The following is a 17,433-nucleotide window of genomic DNA, read 5'->3' on the forward strand; positions in this document are numbered from 1 at the left end:
GAACGGGCAGGGACCTTGGGCGCCTATATCCTTCGCCGCTTGCTTCTGGTGATCCCGACGCTGTTCGGCGTGATGGTGATCAACTTCGCGCTGACCCAGTTCGTCCCCGGCGGGCCGATCGAACAGATCAAGGCCCGGTTCGAGGGTGAGGGGGATTCGATCCAGAACCTCTCGGGCACCGAGGGCGCCGGGGTTCAGGACGACGACGGCGGCTATGTCGGCGCCCGCGGCCTGCCGCCCGAATTCCTGGCCAAGCTCGAGGTCCAGTTCGGCTTTTCCCGCGTGGTCTGCGACGAGGGCTTCACCGGCGAACCCTCGCTGAAGGCGCCAGAATGCCACAAGGAGGCGATCCCCGCCGTGGAACGCTTCCTGATCATGATGGGTAAATACCTCACCTTCGACTTCGGCGAGAGCTACTTCCGGTCGATCTCGGTGGTGGATCTGGTGATCGAGAAGATGCCGGTGTCGATCACCCTTGGCCTCTGGTCCACCCTCATCGCCTACCTCGTCTCGATCCCCCTCGGCATCCGCAAGGCGGTGCGCGACGGTTCAAGCTTCGACACCTGGACCTCGGGCATCATCATCGCGGCCTATGCGATCCCGGGCTTCCTCTTCGCGATCATGCTGATGGTCGTCTTCGCGGGCGGCTCCTATTACCAGTGGTTCCCCCTGCGCGGCCTGACCAGCGACAACTGGTCCCAGCTTTCGCTCTGGGGCAAGATCACTGATTACCTCTGGCACATCACGCTCCCGGTGACGGCGCAGCTGATCTCCTCTTTCGCGGTGCTGACGCTTCTGACCAAGAACAGCTTCCTGGAAGAGATCAAGAAGCAATACGTCATGACCGCCCGCGCCAAGGGTCTGTCGGAGAGCCGCGTCCTCTACGGCCACGTCTTCCGCAACGCGATGCTGATCGTCATCGCGGGCTTTCCAGGGCTGTTCCTCGCGGTGTTCTTCGGGTCGAGCCTCCTGATCGAGGTGATCTTCTCGCTGGACGGACTTGGCCAACTCGGCTTCCGGTCAGCGGTCGAACGTGACTATCCGGTGATCTTCGGCACGCTCTTCGCCTTCGGGCTGATCGGGCTGGTGGTCGGTATCCTGTCCGACCTGATGTATGTCCTCGTCGATCCCCGGATCGACTTCGAAAGGCGCGCGTGATGGCGCTTTCGGCCCTCAACCAGCGGCGCTGGCGCAACTTCAAGGCCAACCGCCGCGCCTTCTGGTCGCTGTGGCTGCTCCTCCTCCTTTACGGCCTCTCGCTCTTTGCCGAGTTGATCGCCAATGATCGGCCCGTCCTGGTGCAGTATAACGGCGGCTATTACATGCCGGTGTTCAAGTTCTACCCCGAAACCACCTTCGGCGGCGACCTCAGGACCGAGGCCGACTACACCACCCCCGAGGTGAAATGCCTCATCGTCTCCGCCGGATCGCTGGATTGCTGGGATGACCCCGACGGCATCCGGGCCGAGGTGGAAAGCGAGGGCACCGCCGCCGGACAAGCCGTCAACAAGGGCTGGATGCTCTGGCCGCCGATCCCCTACCGTTATAACACCATCGTCGACACCGGCGGCGTCGCGCCCGGCCCGCCAAGCGCCCAGAACTGGCTTGGCACCGACGACACGAGCCGCGACGTGCTGGCGCGGGTGATCTACGGCTTCCGGCTTTCCGTCACCTTCGCTCTGATCGTCACCGTCCTCACCTCGGTCATCGGCATCGCCGCCGGGGCGGTGCAGGGCTATTTCGGCGGCCTCACCGACCTTCTCTTCCAGCGCTTCATCGAGCTTTGGTCCTCGGTCCCCACGCTCTACGTCATCATCATCCTGACCGCCGTCTGGGCCAAAAGCTTCTGGCTGCTGGTGGGCTTGCTGGTCGCCTTCGGCTGGACCGGCCTTGTCGGCGTGGTCCGGGCCGAGTTCCTGCGGGCGCGAAACTTCGAATACGTCCGCGCCGCCAAGGCGCTGGGTGTCTCCGACTGGCAGATCATGTTCCGCCACGTCCTGCCGAACGCGATGGTCGCGACGCTGACCCTCCTCCCCTTCGCGGTGACCGGGGTGATCGGCACGCTGGCCTCGCTCGACTACCTCGGCTTCGGCCTGCCCGCCGACCTGCCCTCGCTCGGCCAGCTCACCCGCCAGGCGCAGCAGAACCTTCAGGCCCCGCACCTCGCCTTCGTCGCCTTCTTCACCTTCGCGATCATGCTTTCGCTCCTCGTTTTCATCTTCGAGGGCATCCGCGACGCCTTCGACCCGCGGAAGACGTTCAGATGAGGCGGGGTCGATGAGCGTTCTCCAGGTCGACAACCTCTCCGTCACGTTCCGCCAGGACGGCCGGATCATCCCGGCGGTGCACGGTGTCTCCTTCGCCATCGACAAGGGCGAAACCGTCGCGCTGGTCGGCGAAAGCGGTTCGGGCAAGTCGGTCACGGCGCTTTCCACCGTCGGCCTCCTCTCAGACAACGCGCAGGTGACAGGTTCCATCACCTATCGGGGCACGCAGATGGTCGGCGCGCCCGAACGCGACCTCCGAAAGGTCCGCGGCAACGACATCAGCTTCATCTTCCAGGAGCCGATGACCAGCCTGAACCCGCTCCACACCATCGAGAAGCAGCTGGCCGAAAGCCTTGCCCTGCACCAGGGCCTGACCGGCGACAAGGCCCGCGCAAGGATCATCGAGCTTCTCGGCAAGGTCGGCATCCGCGACGCCGAAACCCGCCTCGGCGCCTATCCGCACCAGCTGTCGGGCGGGCAGCGCCAGCGGGTGATGATCGCGATGGCGCTGGCGAACGGCCCCGAACTCCTCGTCGCCGACGAACCCACCACCGCGCTGGACGTAACGATCCAGGCCCAGATCCTCGACCTCCTCGCCGACCTCAAGCGCACCGAAGGCCTCAGCCTCCTCTTCATCACCCATGACCTCGGCATCGTCCGCCGCATCGCCGACCGGGTCTGCGTCATGCAGGGCGGCGAGATCGTGGAGCAGGGGCCCGCCACGCAAATCTTCGCCGACCCAAGGCATCCCTATACCCGCAAGCTCCTCGCCGCCGAACAGAAGGGCGGCCCCCCGCCGGTCCCCGAGGGCGCGAAGGAAGTGGTCCGCACCGAAAACCTCCGTGTCTGGTTCCCGATCCAGAAGGGTTTCCTGCGCAAGACCGTGGGCCATGTGAAGGCGGTCAACGACGCCACGCTCTCGGTCCGCGCCGGGGAAACGCTGGGCATCGTCGGCGAAAGCGGGTCCGGCAAGACCACGCTGGCGCTTGCCATCCTGCGGTTGATCGACAGCACGGGCGCGGTGGCCTTCCTGGGCGAGGATCTGCGGGACCGCAGCCGGTCCGCCCTGCGGGGCCTCCGGCGCGAAATGCAGGTGGTCTTCCAGGACCCCTACGGCAGCCTCTCGCCCCGGATGACGGTGGAAGAGATCATTGCCGAGGGCCTGGGCGTCCATGGCGTCGATCCCGGCCAGAACCGGACCGAGATGGTCGCGGGCATCATGCGCGAAGTCGGCCTCGACCCCGCGACCATGCAGCGCTACCCGCATGAATTCTCCGGCGGCCAGCGCCAGCGCATCGCCATCGCCCGCGCCATGATCCTGCGCCCGAAACTGGTGGTGCTGGACGAGCCGACCTCCGCGCTCGACATGACCGTGCAGGTCCAGATCGCCGACCTTCTGCGCGAGTTGCAGCGGAAATGGGGCCTCGCCTTCATCTTCATCAGCCACGACCTGCGGGTGATCCGCGCCATGGCGCACAAGGTCATGGTGATGCAGGCTGGCGATGTGGTGGAAACGGGCGATGTCGAGGCCGTGTTTACCAACCCGCAATCCCCCTATACCAAAGCTCTGATGGCCGCCGCCTTCGGAGCGTGACGCTTGAAGCTTCTCTTCGTCCACCAGAACTTCCCCGGCCAGTTCCTGCACCTCGCGCCCGAGATGCAGCGGCGCGGCCATGACGTTCGGGCGCTGACCGCAGCGACCAACAAGACGACCTCGGATGTGCCGCTGCTGCGCTACGCCCACACCGCGCCCGAGGTCGATGCCAAGGCCACCCGCCTCGGGCGCAACTTCACCACGATGAGCGACCGGGGTGTCAGCGTGGCCCGGTTCTGCCAGCGCCTGCGCGCCCAAGGTTATGTCCCCGACGTGATCTACGGCCATTCCGGCTGGGGCGAGACGCTGTTTCTGAAAGAGGTCTGGCCCGAGGCCAAGCTCCTGGTCTTCGCCGAATTCTACTATCGGGGCCACGGCGCCGACACCGGCTTCGACCCGGAATTCCAGGTTTCGGGCTTCGACCAGGTGATGATCGCCCAGTCGCGCGCCGCCTATATGGCGCAGGCGCTGGCCCATGCCGACCGGGGGGTCAGCCCGACCGAATGGCAGGCCAGCACGCACCCGCCGCTCCTGCGCCGGCACCTGGAGGTGATCTTCGACGGGGTGGATTGCGACCGGCTGGCGCCGAACCCCGATGCGACCTTCACCCTGCCGGACGGCCGCATACTGCATCGGGGCGATGAGGTCCTGACTTTCGTCAACCGCAACCTCGAACCCTATCGCGGCTACCACATCTTCATGCGCGCCCTGCCGGATATCCTTGCCGCGCGACCGGAAGCCCAGGTCGTGATCGTCGGCGGGAACGAGGTCAGCTACGGCGCGAAGCCCAGGGACGGCGCCTCGTGGAAAGAGGTGATCCTGGCCGAGGTGAGGGACCGGCTGGACCTGTCACGGGTGCATTTCACGGGCAAGCTGCCCTATGACCGGCTGGTCGACCTGATCCATGTCGCCCGCGTCCATGCCTATCTGACCTATCCCTTCGTCCTGTCCTGGTCGATGGTCGAGACGCTGGCCGCCGGGACCCTGGTCGTGGGCTCGAACACCGCCCCGGTGGCCGAGGTGATCAAGGACGGCGTGAACGGGCGGCTGGTGGATTTCTTCGACGTTAAGGGGTGGTCGGCGGCATTGACCGATGCCCTCGCCCGGCCCAAGGCCTATGACGCGATACGCGACGCGGCCCGCCGCATGGTGCAGGACCGCTACGACCTGCGCTCGGTCTGCCTGCCGAGGCAGGTGGAACTTCTGACCCGGCTGGAGCGCGGCTGAGGCCGCCTTGCCTCAGATCGCCGAGGAATGCTTGGCCTTGGCGCTGTCATAGGCATCGAAGGCCCGCGCGATCATCCGGGTCAGGGGCCGCGCGCGTTCCGGGATCGCGAAGCCCTCGTCGCTGACCCGCACCATGTCGCCGAACTCCCCCGCCGCGCGCTGGAACAACGCCTCGACCCGTGCGGGCGTAACGTCAAAGGTCCGCAGCACCTCGGCGCGCGAGACGAAGAAATCGCACATCAGCGCCTCGATGATCCGCGCGCGCAAGAGGTCCTCGCCGGCAAAGCGGTGGCCCTTGTGGACCGAGAACCGGCCCTCACGGATCGCCTTGGTATGCGCCGCCGTGGCCGAGGCGTTCTGCGCGAAGCCCTGCGGGAAACGGCTGATCGACGAGGCGCCGATGCCGATCAGCGCAGGCGCGGTGTCGTCGGTATAGCCCTGGAAGTTCCGCCGCAGCGTCCCCGCCTTCAGCGCCCTGGCCATCCCGTCCCCGGGCTTGGCGAAATGGTCGATGCCGACCTCGACATAGCCGTCCCACAGGAACAGCTCCCGCGCCGTTTCGAACAGCGACAGGCGTTCTTCCGGCGTCGGCATCTTGTCCGAGGGAATCATCTGCTGCCGCCGGCTCATCCATGGCACATGCGCATAGCCGTAAAGCGCCACCCGGTCGGGCGACAGGGTCAGCAGCTTCTGCACCGAATCGGAAATCCGCGGCCCGGTCTGGAACGGCAGGCCATAGAGGATATCGGCGTTCAGGCTGGCCACGCCGCGCGCGCGGATGCGCTCGGCCACGTCGCGGGTGAGCTGGTAACTCTGTTCGCGTCCGATCGCCTTCTGGATCAGCGGGTCGAAATCCTGCACCCCGATCGAGGCGCGGTTCATCCCCGCCACCGCCAGCGCATCCAGCCGGGCATCGTCGATCTCGTTCGGGTCGATCTCGACCGAGAACTCGCCGTCCGGGGCCATGGGCGCCACCTCGAAGACCGCATCCGCCAGGCCGCGCATCAGGTCGGGCGACAGAAGCGTCGGCGTGCCACCGCCCCAATGCAGCCGAGACAGCGTGACCCCCTTCGGCAGGTGGCGCCGCAACAGCTGAAGCTCGGTCTTCAGCGTTTCGACATAGGCGATGACCGGATCGTCCGATGTGGTGCCCTGCGTCCGGCAGGCGCAGAACCAGCACAACCGACGGCAGAAAGGGACGTGAATGTACAGCGAAACTGCGCTAGACTCGGGCAGCGCTTCAATCCATTGGATGAAGTCGCCGGGTCCGATATCGGTTCCGAAATGCGGTGCCGTCGGGTAAGAGGTGTACCGGGGTACGCGTGCGTCGAAAAGCCCGAGGCGGGCGAGTTGCGGGTCGTGTGTCATCAGTTTACCTTAGGGACCGAGCCACCGTCGCTCCTTGATGCAGATCAACAGACAGGCAGCCTGATGCATGACCATTCCGTCCACGTTCAGTGCGGCGATTGCCCGATCCGCCATCGGGCCGTCTGCGCGCGCTGCGATACGGACGAACTGGGGCAGCTGGAGCAGATCAAATATTACCGCAGCTTCCAGGCCGGGCAGACGGTCATCTGGTCGGGCGACCGGATGGAATTCGTGGGCTCGGTCGTCTCCGGCATCGCCTCGCTGACGCAGACGATGGAGGATGGCCGCCGCCAGATGGTCGGGCTTCTGTTGCCATCCGATTTCGTGGGCCGACCGGGCAGGTCGACCGCCGCCTTCGACGTGACGGCGACGACCGACCTGGTGATGTGCTGCTTCCGCAAGAAGCCGTTCGAGGAGATGATGGCCACCACGCCGCACATCGCCCAGCGGCTTCTGGAGATGACGCTGGACGAGTTGGATGCAGCGCGGGAATGGATGCTGCTTCTGGGCCGCAAGACCGCGCGAGAGAAGATCGCCTCGCTGATTTCCATCATCGCCCGGCGCGATGCGGCGCTGCACTTGCGCAAGAAGTCCGGCACGCTGGCCGTCGACCTGCCGCTCACGCGAGAAGAGATGGCGGACTACCTGGGGCTCACCCTGGAAACCGTGAGCCGCCAGATAAGTGCGCTGAAGAAGGACGGGGTGATCAGCCTGGAGGGCAATCGCCACGTCTCGATCCCCAGCATGGACCGACTGCTGGAAGAGGCTGGCGACGACAGCGACGGCGGAATGCTGGTCTAGGCCAGCTTGGCCGCTGCTGCTTGCCAGCCGGGGTGCCTTCAGGCACGGTGACGCAGAATGCCTCACGCCGCGAGGGATGCATCATGCGTCGCGTCACCATTGCCGACATCATGCGCGAGACCGGCCTGTCGCGGGCGACGGTGGACCGGGCGCTGAACGGGCGGGGCAGGGTGCATGACCGCACCCGGCTGGTGGTCGACGAGACCTTGCGCAAACTGTCCTCGCCGGGGGCCGATCCGGTGCCAAGGCCGGTCCAGGCCGATATCGCGCTGCGCATTGGCAAGGGCATGATGGGCCAGCTGCGCGCGGCCTGGGCGGCCAGCGGTGCGAAGGGGGCGTTCCACGACCTGCACATGGCTGACGACACCAGTGTCCTGCGCACGGTCGAGGGCCTGTGCAAGGACGCCTCGCGCCCGCTCGTCGTGACGATCAAATCCTCCGAGCGGATCACCGCGCTCCTCTCGGCGGCACGGGCGCGCGGCAAGCGGGTGATCGCCGTCATCTCCGACCTCCTGCCCTCTGCCCGCGACGCCTTTGTGGGGCTTGACGACCGCGCCGTCGGCCAGACCGCCGCCTTCCTGATCGGGCGGATGCTGGGCGACCGACCCACCACTGTCGGCGTCGTGCTGGGCAGCCCTGCCTTCCGCTGCCACGAAGACCGCGAAATCGGCTTCCGCACCGGGCTCCGCGCCAATTTCCCCAAGGTCGTCATCTCGGGCGAGGCGCAGGGCGAGGACAGCGCCGAGCTGACCCGCCTTGCCGTCGCCCGCCTTCTGCGCGACCAGCCGGCGCTGGGGGCGCTCTACAATGTCGGCGGCGGCAACCTTGGCCTGGTCGAGGCGCTGCGGGCTACGGGCCGGGCGCAGGACATGCTGGTCGTGGGCCACGAGGTGAACCCGGTGACGGCCCCGCTCCTCCGCGCCGGAGAGATCGACTTCGCGCTGGCGGGCGACCCGCGCGAGCTGCTGTCGACCGCCCTGGCATTGGCCGGCGGCGGCGAACCTGCGAAACAGGGGGCCGAGCGGCTGCTGGATTTCGGCGTCTATACCCGCTTCAACCTGCCTGCCTTCCAGGTCCCGGCCTGACCCCTCCCGCGAATCGACCGGCCGGCGAGGGTTGCGGCGCCATGACGCAATCAGTTTGTCTCACGGGCGTCGCCGTTCAGGCGGCGAGCTTGGGCGGACTGTCAGAGAATGATGCGTTATGATGCAATTTCTGACGCGAAATGGACAAACCAGTTGCCCGGACACGACCCGCCGCGTCACCTTGCCGCTCACCCCCGACCAGCACCCAGCGAGGGCAGCGATGGACGACACGAAGTACGGCACCCACAACAAGCGCGGCGACTATACCCCGAACGAGCCCGCCCAGGTGGCGCCGATCTGGAGCTTCCCGCCGCAGCCCCTGGCGATCCTGAAATGGCTGCCCGGCTATTTCCTGCCCTGGAACCTCCTCTGGACCGCCAGCGCCTTTGCCTGGTGGGCCTGGGTCGTCCCCGAGAAAGAGGTCATGACCACGCTGGCCTGGGGTTGGGTCCTGTGGCTTTTCGCCGTCAACGCCATCGCCGTCTTCCTGTTCTACGGCGCGCTGGAATTGCGCCTCTACATCCTTCGCGCGCAAGGCACCCGCTTCAAGTACAACGCGAAATGGCCGTCGGAGCATAAATCCACCGCCTTCCTGTTCCAAAGCCAGACCATCGACAGCATCATCCGCGCCTTCGGCACCGGCGTCCCGATCTGGACCGCCTGGGAGGTGCTGGTGCTCTGGGCCTGGGCCAACGACATCGGCCCCTGGGTCAGCCTGATGGACAACGGCTGGTATCTCTTCGCCGTCTGGCTGTTCCTGCCAGTGCTGCACGAGGTCCACTTCTTCCTGATCCACCGACTGATCCACACGCCCTTCCTCTACAAGTGGGTCCACTCGGTCCATCACAACTCGGTCAACCCCTCGCCCTGGTCGTCCTTGTCGATGCACCCGGTCGAACACCTCCTCTATTTCGCGACCGCCGCCTACCACTTCATCATCCCCTCGCATCCGCTTCTGGCGATCTACCAGTTGAACTTCGCGGGCTTCGGGGCGGTGGTGGGCCATATCGGCTTCGACAAGATGGAAGTGACCGAGGACAGCGCCGTGGAGAGCCACGCCTTCATCCACTACCTCCACCACAAGTATTTCGAGGTGAACTACGGCGACGGGCTCATTCCGCTCGACAAGTGGTTCGGGACTTTCCACGACGGCACCAAAAAGGGCGATGCGCTGATGAACGCCCGTTACCAGCGCCGCAAGGCCAGGGCCAACGCCAAGGCCACCTGACCCGCATCCCGATTGAAATCTGAATCCGCCTGACGCAAGGTCAGCGCTAACAGCCCGGGAGGAACGGTCGTTCAAAGACCGGCGGGCAGGGGAGGGAAGACCGTGACGGACGAGCCATCCGCTGTGCCCCTGGTCGAGATGCGGGGGGTGGAGAAATCCTTCCCCGGCGTCCGCGCCCTGCAAGGCGTCCGCTTCGACCTCCGCTCCGGCGAGGTCCATGCCCTGATGGGCGAGAATGGCGCGGGCAAGTCCACGCTGATGAAGATCCTGACCGGAGTCTACCAGCCCGACGGCGGCGAAATCCGCATCGACGGCCAGCCCGTCACCCTGCCCACCCCGCACGCGGCGCAGGCGCTGGGGATCAGCATCATCCATCAGGAACTTTTCCTGATGAACCACCTGACCGCCGCGCAGAACATCTTCATCGGCCGCGAGCCCCGCAAGGGCCTTGGCATCTTCGTCGACGAGGCGAAGTTGAAGCGCGACGCCGCCGCCATCTTCAAGCGAATGAAGGTCGACATCGATCCCGGCGCCGAAGTCGGCCACATGACCGTCGCCCGCCAGCAGCTGGTCGAGATCGCCAAGGCGCTTTCCTACAACGCCCGCGTGCTGGTGATGGACGAACCGACCTCGGCCCTGAACGAGACCGAGGTCGAGCATCTCTTCGCCGTCATCGAGGACCTGAAGGCGAACGGTGTCGGCGTGGTCTACATCACGCACAAGATGGACGAAGTGAAGCGCATCGCCGACCGCGTGACCGTCATGCGCGACGGGCAATACATCGACACCCTGCCCGCCGCCCAGACGGCGATGTCCACCATCATTCAGCTGATGGTGGGGCGAGAGTTGGCCGACCAGCACCGCGCCACCGGCACCGGCACGGCGGAAGAGGTGCTGCGCGTCGAAGGGTTGAACCGGGGCGCCATGATCCGCAACGTCAGCTTCGCGCTGAACCGCGGCGAAATCCTGGGCTTCGCGGGCCTGATGGGCGCGGGCCGGACCGAGGTCGCCCGCGCGATCTTCGGCGCCGACCCGCTGGACAGCGGCACCATCCATATCCATGGCCGCGAGCAGAAGATCGCCACCCCCGCCGATGCGGTGGCGAACGGGATCGCCTATCTCAGCGAAGACCGCAAGCACTTCGGCCTCGTCACCGGCATGTCGGTGCGCGACAACGTGACCATGGCCTCCTGGCGGCGTTTCCTCTCCAGCGGGCTTTTCATGCAGGATGACGCGCTGGGGAAGGTCGCCGAGGAATATGTCCGCAAGCTCAAGGTCAAGACCCCGCATATCCATCAGGAGACCCGGCTGTTGTCGGGCGGCAACCAGCAGAAGGTCGTCATCGCCAAATGGCTTCTGCGCGACTGCGACATCCTGATCTTCGACGAACCGACGCGCGGCATCGACGTCGGCGCCAAGGCGGAAATCTACCGGCTGCTCGAAGACCTCGCGGCGCAAGGCAAGGCGATCATCGTGATCTCCTCGGAACTGCCCGAGGTGCTGCGCCTGTCGCACCGCATCGCCGTGATGTGCGAAGGCCGGATCACCGGCGAACTCGACGGCCGCATGGCCAGCCAGGAAGACATCATGACGCTGGCGACGCAACGCTCCAGCGCGGCAGCCTGAACAGGGGGAACCATGACCGACACCGCCGTCCAGCCCGCCGCCAGCGGCAAGCCCGGCTTCTTCACCACCCAGACGATGCAGAAGGCGGTGGCCTTCGTGGTGCTGGTTGCACTTCTGGCCTTCTTCAGCGCCTTCGCCTCGAATTTCGCCACCGGCGCCAACATGGTCGGCATCATGCAGGCGACTGCCGTCAACGGTGTGCTTGGGGTCGCCGTCACCTTCGTCATCATCTCGGGCGGGATCGACCTGTCGGTCGGCACGATGATGACGCTGACCGCCGTCATGGCCGGGATCATCCTGACCAACCTCGGGATGCCCTTGCCCATCGGCATCCTCGGCGCCATCGCCTCGGGCGCCTTCATGGGGGCGATCTCGGGCGCGGTCATCGCCAAGCTGAAGATCCCGCCCTTCATCGCCACGCTGGGGATGATGCAGATCGCGCGGGGGCTGGCGCTGGTCTTTTCCGGCGCGAAGCCGATCTACTTCAACGACACGCCGAACTACGGCCTCTTGTCGCCGGAAAGCAGCATCTCCAAGCTGATCCCCGGCGTGGAGATTCCGAACGGCGTGATGATCATGTTCATCGTCGCCATCATCGCCTCCATCGTCCTCAACCGCACCATCATCGGCCGGATGATCTTTGCGCTGGGATCGAACGAAGAGGCCGCGCGCCTTTCGGGCATCAACGTCGACCGCTGGAAGATCCTGACCTACGCGATCTGCGGCGGCATCTGCGGCATCGCCGGGCTGATCGTGTCGTCGCGGCTGAACTCGGCGCAGCCCGCGCTGGGCCTCGGCTACGAGCTGGACGCCATTGCCGCCGCTGTCATCGGCGGGACTTCCCTGGCCGGCGGGCGCGGCACGGTGATCGGCACGATCATCGGCGCCTTCATCATGTCGGTCCTGACCAACGGCCTTCGGGTGATGGGCGTGCTGGAAGAATGGAAGATCGTCGTCACCGGCGTGATCATCATCGTCGCCGTCTTCATCGACATCGTGCTGCGCAAGAAAGCCTGAAGGGAGAGAGACGACAGAACCAAAGACCAGACCACCCGGACGCGAAGCATCGCGCCGGTTCCAACCCAGGGAGTTGAACCATGAAGAAGACCATCCTGACCTCGGCGCTGGCCCTCGGCCTCGCCATCGGCGCGCCCGTCTTCGCGCAGGAGACCTATTTCCCCATCATCGCCAAGGGCTTCAGCCACCAGTTCTGGCAGGCGGTGAAGGCGGGGGCCGAGGAAGCCGCCGCGCGCAATGGCGTGACGATCACCTTCGAGGGCCCGAACACCGAAGCCGAGATCGACAAGCAGACCGACATCCTGAACGCCGCCATTGCCAAGGCGCCGCAGGGCCTGGGCTTTGCCGCTCTGGACAGCCAGGCGCAGGTTCCGGCGCTCCAGAAGGCCGCCGACGCGGGCATCCCCATCGTCGCCTTCGACTCGGGCGTGGAAAGCGATCTGCCGCTGACCACCTGCACCACCGACAACATGGCGGCGGCGGCGGCGGCGGCGGACGGGCTGGCCAAGGCCATCGGCGAGGAAGGCAAGATCGCCGCGGTGATCCATGACCAGACCTCGGCCACCGGTATCGGGCGTCGCGACGGGTTCCTGAACCGGATCAAGGAGGCCTACCCGAACATCGAAGTGGTGGACGTCCAGTATGCCAACGACGCGCTGAAGGCGACCGACAACGTCAAGGCGATGCTTCAGGCCAACCCCGACATCAAGGGCATCTTCGCCTCGAACGAAGGTGCGGCCATCGGTCTGGCGGTCGCGATCAAGGAATCCGGAGCGCAGATCGTCGGCGTGGGCTTCGACTCCGGGAAAACCCAGAAGGATGCCATCATGGACGGCACCCTGATCGGCTCTGTCACGCAGAATCCGGTCGGCATCGGCCAATGCGTCGTGGATAGCCTGGCGAAGGCGATCAAGGGCGAGGAACTGCCCAAGGTCATCGACACCGGCTTCTACTGGTACGACAAGACCAACATGGCCGACGAGAAGATTGCCGCCGTTCTCTACGATTGATCCTGGTGCCTGCCCCTCCTCCGGCCCGTCCGGGGGAGGGAACCCCTCAGCCGATCTTCGCGCGCTGAACCAAAGGCGAGCGACCGAAATGGCTGCGATAGACTTTCGAGAAATGCGAGGTCGACTGGAACCCGCAGGCCATGGCGATTTCGGTCACCGACTGCTCGGTCTGCACCAGCAGGTTCTGCGCCCGGTTCAGCCGCATCTCCATGAAATAGTGCTTGGGCGTCGAGTTCAGATAGCGCGCGAACAGCCGTTCCAGCTGTCGCGTCGAAATGCCCAGCTCATCCGCGATCAGGCTGGGAGAGTCCGGCGCCTCGATGCTGCTCTCCATGATCGCGATGGCGCGCTTCAGATGCTCGTTGCGCATCCCGTGCCGTGACTGGATCGACACCCGTTGCGCCGCCGACCCCTCGCGCACGGCATTGTAGACCATCTGGTCGGCGACTTCGGTCGCCAGACCCGCGCCATGCGCCTTGCCGATCAGATGCAGCATCAGGTCGGCCGCCGCCGTCCCCCCGGAGGCGGTGATGATCTTTTCCCGCGCGACGAAGACATTGCGGACCAGGCGGACCTCCGGGAATTCTTCCTGGAACAGGTCGTGCCAGGCCCAGTGCACCGCCGTCTCCACCCCGTCCAGAAACCCGGCCTTCGCCAGCACATAGGCGCCGGAACAGATCGCGCCCAAGGGCGTGCCCGACGCCCGCTCGCGCCGCAGCCAGTTCAGTACCGGCGCCGTGGTGTGCGACTGCACATCGACGCCCGAGATCACGAACAGCCGGTCGGCGTGGCGGGTCGGCTCCAGCCCCGCCCCGGTCAGCGTGACCGATCCGTTGGAGCAGGTTGCGGTCTTGCCGTTCTCGCTGGCGAGCGTCCAGCGGTAAAGCGGCTTGCCCGAGACCAGGTTGGCGATCCTGAGCGGTTCGAGCGCGCAGGAAAAGGCGATATGGGTGAATTCCGGCAGCAGGAAGAAGCTGAAGTGCTGGGTCTCGATCATGACGCTTATCCTACAGGCGAAAGGGCCGCCCCGGAAGGCGGCCCCTTGCGCTCATCTGTCAGGCGTCACTTCGCTGCGGCGCGGGCCGCAGCCAGCCAGGAATCGTAGTCGGCCTGGTGCGCGGCGATCCATTCGTCGGCGTGGCGTTGCAGGTCTTCGGGCTTGTCCTCGCCCTTGGAAATGCGCAGTGCCTCGGCCGAGACGTCGTTGATGTCGATCTTGGCCGCTTCGAACAGCGCCTTGGCAGCCGGGTTGGCTTCCAGGAAGTCGTTGCGCGCCACGACGCGGATCGAGTCGACGGCGAAGCCCAGGTTCTTGCCGTTGAACTCGGTGTTCGCGGTCGCGCCATCGGGCAGCGGGGTGCCTTCCGGAACCGACAGCCATTCGGCATCCTTGCCCGGGACCAGCTCACCGGCGACCCAGTAGGGAACCCAGGTGTAATAGAGGATCGACCCGCCGTTATCCTTGCGTGCCATCGCGTCGCCGATCATCGCCGGATAGGCGCCCTGGTTGTGCGAGACGGTGTCGCGCAAGCCAAGCGCATCGAGATGCGTCTCGATCACCCGCTCGCAGCCCCAGCCGGGGATACAGCCCGCAAGGTCGGCCTTGCCGTCGCCATCGGCGTCGAAGCGCTTGGCGATTTCCGGGTCCTTCAGCATCGACAGGTCGGTGACGCCCGCCTGGTAGCTGGCTTCATCAACCATGTAACCCTGGATCGCGCCGTCGATGTAGGTGCCGACCTTCGACATCACCGCATCGCCGCCGGCCTCCTGGAAGAAGGCGTCATGCAGCACGTCCCAGCTGACGGCCATGAAGTCCGCATCGCCCGCGCCGACCGCCAGGTGCATGGTCTGGTATTCGGCCTCGTTCGGGGTGGCGATGGTATAGCCCAGGTCTTCCAGCGCCTTGAACAGGATCAGGTGCTGCATGTGCTCCTCGATCTGCGTCGGCATGATCGGGCGCACGGTCACGCCCTCGCCGGGCTTGTCGGCGTCCTGCGCGAAGGCGGGGACCGCAAGGGCCAGCGCCAAAGCCGTGGTCATGAACAGTTTCATTCGGTGTCTCCCGGTTGGTTTTCAGGTGGTCTTCTTGAACATGGCGGTGATCAGGCCCACCGGCCCGGTCTCCCACCAATGGCGATGCCCGCGGTCCCGGCCCGACCGGCCAAGCCCCTGGGTGATCCGGTCCAGCACGATGGCCAGCATGACGATGCCGAGGCCGCCAACGATGGCCTTGCCCGCATCCAGCCGCCCCATCGCCCGCAGCACTTCGTTGCCGAGCCCCTTGACGGAAATCATCGAGGCGATGACCACCATCGACAGGCTCAGCATGATTGTCTGGTTCAACCCGGCCAGAATGGTCGGCGTCGCCAGCGGCAGCTCGACCTTGCGCAGGATCTGCCCCGGCGAGGCCCCGAACGCCCGCGCCGCCTCCACCACGCTGGGGTTCACCCCCCGGATGCCAAGGCTGGTCAGCCGCACCAGCGGCGGCAGCGCGAAGATGATCGTCACGATCACGCCCGAGACGTTGCCGATCCCGATCATCATCACGACCGGGACCAGATAGACGAAGGCCGGGATGGTCTGCATCGTATCCAGCACCGGCCGGATGAAGCCCTCGAACCGGTCGCTCTTGCCCGCCAGCACGCCCAAAGGTAGCCCGATCAGCACGCAGAGGATGACCGAGGCCACCACGATCGCCAGCGTCGTCATGGCGAGCCCCCAGGCCTCGGGTGCGAGCAGGCCGAGGATCACCAGACAGGCGCCCACCACGATGGCCCCACGCCGCCCGGCGGCCTGCCAGGCGATCAGCACCAGCACGACCAGCATCGCCATCGGCGGCGTCGCCTGCAAAGCGCTCTCGATCCCGACGATCACCGTTTCGAAGAACCGCTTGATCGGCTGGATCATCTCGCGGTTCGAAATCGCCCATTGCTTGATGCCATCGGCCCAGGACGCGATGCCCAGGTCGATCGAAGCGAAGGGGTTCAGCCAGTTGAAACCTTCGTCCGCCATCACGCAGCCCTCTCTTCGTCACGTCCCTGGATGCCGCGTAGAAGCGCGCGCTTCGTCACCACGCCCACCGGCTGGCCTTCGGCCGCGATCAGGATCGGGTGATCCGTCCCCACCGCCAGGTCGACCAACTCGTTCAGGTTCATCTCGGGCTTGCCCACCGGCCAGCCGCCCGTCTCCTGCGGGCCCTGCGCCTGCACATAAGCGGCGAAGGGCTGCATGATCCGCGCCGCTGTCACCAGGTCCAGCTTGGAGATTCCGGCCACGAAATCAGCCACATAATCATCTGCAGGCTGGGTGACGATCTCCTCGGGAGTGCCGATCTGCACCAGCACCCCGTCCTTCATGATCGCGATCCGGTCGCCGATGCGGATCGCCTCGTCCAAGTCATGCGTGATGAAGATCGTGGTCTTGTGCAGTTCCGCCGACAGCTCCATGAACGTGCCCTGCAACTGCCGCCGGATCAGCGGGTCCAAGGCACTGAAGGGTTCGTCCATCAGCAGGATCGTCGGGTCCGCCGCCAGCGCCCGGGCCAGGCCCACCCGCTGCTGCATCCCGCCCGAAAGCTCGTCAGGGTATTTCCGGTCCCAGCCGGTCAGGTCCACCATGTCGATGGCCTTCGCCGCCACCTTGGCCCGCTCGGTCTCGGACACGCCGCGCACTTCCAGCGAGAAGGCTACATTGTCGCGCACTGTCCGGTGCGGCATCAGCGCCATCGCCTGAAACACCATGCCGATCTTTTCCGCGCGAAGTTTGCGCAGCGTTTCGGCATTCATCGCGTTAACGTTCTGCCCCTCGATGAACACCGTGCCCGAGGTCGGCTCGATCAGCCGGTTGATGTGGCGGATCAGCGTCGATTTCCCCGACCCCGACAGCCCCATGATGCAGAAGATCTCGCCCCGCCCCACGCTGAAGCTCGCGTCCTGCACCCCGACGACGCAATCGAACTCTTCACGGATATCCTTTTTTGACAGGCCCTTCGACCGCACGGCCTCCATCGCCTGACGCGACCTGTCACCGAAAATCTTCCAGATCCCCTCGCAGCGGATCACGTCCTCACGGGCATCAGCCATGCAGAATCTCTCCCCCCGGTTTCCAGACTTCAACCACAAAACTTTTCTGTAGACAATATGTATTTTATCCGACTACACAGACGGCAAGCTACCTGAGTCTCTGTGAAGACCGGCGAGATCAGGCAGGA

General features: G+C 65.6%; 15 protein-coding genes. 10 read left to right on the plus strand and 5 right to left on the minus strand.

Going from position 1 to position 17,433, the window contains the following annotated elements; genetic code table 11:
* The first annotated feature begins 15 nt into the window (after positions 1 to 15).
* The 4 genes from JNJ68_RS06770 to JNJ68_RS06785 are packed head-to-tail and all read left to right on the plus strand — an operon-like array spanning position 16 to position 5,088.
* On the plus strand, positions 16 to 1,158 hold the full coding sequence (locus JNJ68_RS06770) for a microcin C ABC transporter permease YejB (RefSeq protein WP_294980541.1): 1,143 nt from the start codon (positions 16 to 18) through the stop codon (positions 1,156 to 1,158).
* Positions 1,158 to 2,267 (plus strand): ABC transporter permease, encoded by a 1,110-nt coding sequence (locus JNJ68_RS06775; RefSeq protein WP_294980543.1) that lies wholly within the window; start codon positions 1,158 to 1,160, stop codon positions 2,265 to 2,267. Before JNJ68_RS06770 ends, JNJ68_RS06775 begins: the two co-directional genes overlap by 1 nt.
* Before the next feature lie 10 nt (positions 2,268 to 2,277).
* Positions 2,278 to 3,861, plus strand: coding sequence for an ABC transporter ATP-binding protein (locus JNJ68_RS06780; RefSeq protein ID WP_294980545.1), 1,584 nt, complete (start codon positions 2,278 to 2,280; stop codon positions 3,859 to 3,861).
* A gap of 3 nt (positions 3,862 to 3,864) precedes the next feature.
* Positions 3,865 to 5,088: a glycosyltransferase gene (locus JNJ68_RS06785; protein ID WP_294980548.1), complete on the plus strand. Its 1,224-nt coding sequence runs from the start codon at positions 3,865 to 3,867 to the stop codon at positions 5,086 to 5,088.
* A gap of 12 nt (positions 5,089 to 5,100) precedes the next feature.
* Here JNJ68_RS06785 and hemN read toward each other — a convergent pair whose 3' ends face one another.
* Positions 5,101 to 6,456, minus strand: coding sequence for an oxygen-independent coproporphyrinogen III oxidase (gene hemN, locus JNJ68_RS06790; RefSeq protein ID WP_294980552.1), 1,356 nt, complete (start codon positions 6,454 to 6,456; stop codon positions 5,101 to 5,103).
* 63 nt (positions 6,457 to 6,519) lie between these two features.
* On the opposite strand from hemN, the gene fnrL reads away from it, so the two are divergent.
* The 6 genes from fnrL (at position 6,520) to JNJ68_RS06820 (ending at position 13,223) form a co-directional block, all read left to right on the plus strand.
* Positions 6,520 to 7,257 carry a transcriptional regulator FnrL gene (fnrL, locus tag JNJ68_RS06795; RefSeq protein WP_294980553.1) on the plus strand — a complete coding sequence of 246 codons (738 nt, stop codon included), beginning with the start codon at positions 6,520 to 6,522 and terminating at the stop codon, positions 7,255 to 7,257.
* A gap of 83 nt (positions 7,258 to 7,340) precedes the next feature.
* The gene (locus JNJ68_RS06800) at positions 7,341 to 8,342 is read left to right on the plus strand and encodes a LacI family DNA-binding transcriptional regulator (protein WP_294980555.1); all 1,002 of its coding nucleotides are present in this window, start codon (positions 7,341 to 7,343) and stop codon (positions 8,340 to 8,342) included.
* Positions 8,343 to 8,562: 220 nt separating this feature from the next.
* Positions 8,563 to 9,570, plus strand: a complete 1,008-nt coding sequence (locus tag JNJ68_RS06805; RefSeq protein WP_294980558.1) for a sterol desaturase family protein — start codon at positions 8,563 to 8,565, stop codon at positions 9,568 to 9,570.
* 102 nt (positions 9,571 to 9,672) lie between these two features.
* On the plus strand, positions 9,673 to 11,196 hold the full coding sequence (locus tag JNJ68_RS06810) for a sugar ABC transporter ATP-binding protein (protein ID WP_294980560.1): 1,524 nt from the start codon (positions 9,673 to 9,675) through the stop codon (positions 11,194 to 11,196).
* Between the two features lie 12 nt (positions 11,197 to 11,208).
* Positions 11,209 to 12,213 (plus strand): ABC transporter permease, encoded by a 1,005-nt coding sequence (locus JNJ68_RS06815; RefSeq protein WP_294980562.1) that lies wholly within the window; start codon positions 11,209 to 11,211, stop codon positions 12,211 to 12,213.
* 80 nt (positions 12,214 to 12,293) lie between these two features.
* A complete protein-coding gene (locus tag JNJ68_RS06820) occupies positions 12,294 to 13,223 on the plus strand; it encodes an ABC transporter substrate-binding protein (protein ID WP_294980564.1) in 930 nt (309 codons plus the stop codon).
* Between the two features lie 46 nt (positions 13,224 to 13,269).
* On the opposite strand, the gene JNJ68_RS06825 is transcribed toward JNJ68_RS06820, so the two are convergent.
* The 4 genes from JNJ68_RS06825 to JNJ68_RS06840 form a co-directional block, all read right to left on the minus strand.
* Positions 13,270 to 14,220 carry a GlxA family transcriptional regulator gene (locus tag JNJ68_RS06825; protein WP_294980567.1) on the minus strand — a complete coding sequence of 317 codons (951 nt, stop codon included), beginning with the start codon at positions 14,218 to 14,220 and terminating at the stop codon, positions 13,270 to 13,272.
* A gap of 65 nt (positions 14,221 to 14,285) precedes the next feature.
* Positions 14,286 to 15,275, minus strand: coding sequence for a glycine betaine/L-proline ABC transporter substrate-binding protein ProX (gene proX / locus JNJ68_RS06830; RefSeq protein WP_294980570.1), 990 nt, complete (start codon positions 15,273 to 15,275; stop codon positions 14,286 to 14,288).
* Between the two features lie 21 nt (positions 15,276 to 15,296).
* Positions 15,297 to 16,235 carry an ABC transporter permease subunit gene (locus JNJ68_RS06835; RefSeq protein ID WP_294980573.1) on the minus strand — a complete coding sequence of 313 codons (939 nt, stop codon included), beginning with the start codon at positions 16,233 to 16,235 and terminating at the stop codon, positions 15,297 to 15,299.
* The gene (locus JNJ68_RS06840) at positions 16,235 to 17,305 is read right to left on the minus strand and encodes a glycine betaine/L-proline ABC transporter ATP-binding protein (RefSeq protein ID WP_294980577.1); all 1,071 of its coding nucleotides are present in this window, start codon (positions 17,303 to 17,305) and stop codon (positions 16,235 to 16,237) included. Before JNJ68_RS06840 ends, JNJ68_RS06835 begins: the two co-directional genes overlap by 1 nt.
* Between the last annotated feature and the right edge of the window lie 128 nt (positions 17,306 to 17,433).

Source organism: Tabrizicola sp. (genome assembly GCF_016793705.1).
Lineage (GTDB): Bacteria > Pseudomonadota > Alphaproteobacteria > Rhodobacterales > Rhodobacteraceae > Tabrizicola.